The sequence below is a fragment of the Stutzerimonas stutzeri genome (assembly GCF_024448895.1).
GTDB lineage: Bacteria > Pseudomonadota > Gammaproteobacteria > Pseudomonadales > Pseudomonadaceae > Stutzerimonas > Stutzerimonas stutzeri_Q.
Genome location: NZ_JAMOIC010000068.1, coordinates 1 through 1,338, shown reverse-complemented (window position 1 = coordinate 1,338; position 1,338 = coordinate 1). Strand labels below are relative to the sequence as shown.

General features: G+C 58.6%; 1 protein-coding gene. It reads right to left on the bottom strand.

Going from position 1 to position 1,338, the window contains the following annotated elements:
- Nucleotides 1-158: 158 nt before the first annotated feature.
- Nucleotides 159-1,338: IS66-like element ISSal1 family transposase (locus tag NA619_RS24965; RefSeq protein WP_255964441.1), on the bottom strand; the 1,180-nt coding region annotated here is incomplete at its 5' end.

Below are 1,338 nucleotides of genomic sequence, written 5' to 3'. Positions count from 1 at the left end.
GTAAGCGTCTAGCTAACTCACCTTGCGTATCTGTATCACAGGCTGCACGGGTAGCTGTATCACACGCTGAACGCTTACCGTGTATCACATCGTGAACGCCCAAAAAATCAGTGCGAGACTATTACGGGTAGGCTGTTTGGGGTGATACACCGCTGTGGTTACATGCCTGCTTCAGGCTGTATCCACTGATGCGGCAGCAGTTGACTGATTTCGCTTGCCCGCTGCGTTGGTAGCCGCATGAGCACGTCCTTCAGGTAGGCGTACGGATCGTGACCGTTGAGGCGTGCTGACTGGATCAGGCTCATGATCGCAGCCGCCCGTTTGCCGCTGCGTAGTGAACCTGCAAACAGCCAGTTCGAGCGCCCCAATGCCCAAGGCCGAATCTGGTTCTCGACCTGATTGTTGTCGATGGGCACGGCTCCATCTTCCAGATAGCGCGTCAGCGCTAGCCAGCGTTTTAGGCTGTAATCCAGGGCTTTTGCCGTGGCTGATCCATTGGGCACCCGATCACGCTGGGCCAGCATCCAGTCATGCAGCGCATCGAGGATCGGTGAAGACTTTTCCTGGCGTATTCGCCAGCGTTCTTCATCGCTCATGTGCCGTGCTTGCCGCTCGATTTCATACAGCCCGGCAATGGAGTGCAGCGCCTGTTCGGCTAACTGGCTTTTGTTCGCTGAGCGCAGATCGAAAAATTTGCGGCGGGCGTGGGCCATGCAGCCAATTTCGGTGATGCCCTGCTCGAAGCTGGCCTTGTAGCCGGCGAAGTCGTCGCAGACCAGTTTGCCATTCCACTGACCCATAAAATTGCGCGCATGCTCACCTGCACGGCTTGGGCTGAAGTCATAGACCACGGCCTTCAGGTCGGCGAAGGGTGTGGTGCAGTATGCCCAGACGTAAGCCCGGTGGGTTTTCTTCTCGCCAGGGGCCAGCATTTGCACGGGGGTTTCGTCGGCATGGATCACGCCTTGCGCCAGTACCGCCTCGCGCAGGGCATCGACCAATGGTTGGAGCTGTACGCCGGTTTGTCCGACCCACTGCGCCAATGTCGAACGCGCGATAGCCAGACCCGCACGGCCAAAGATCTTCTCTTGCCGGTACAGCGGCAGATGATCGGCGTATTTGGCCACCATGACATGAGCCAGCAAGCCGGCAGTCGGGATGCCCTTGTCGATCACCTGGGCTGGTACCGGCGCCTGGATCAATGTTTCGCACTGGCGACAGGCCCACTTGCCACGCACATGCTGTTCGACGGTGAACACGCCAGGCGTGTAATCCAGCTTTTCGCTGATGTCTTCGCCGATGCGTTGCAGCGGGCAGCCGCAGGCGCATTGAGTGTTC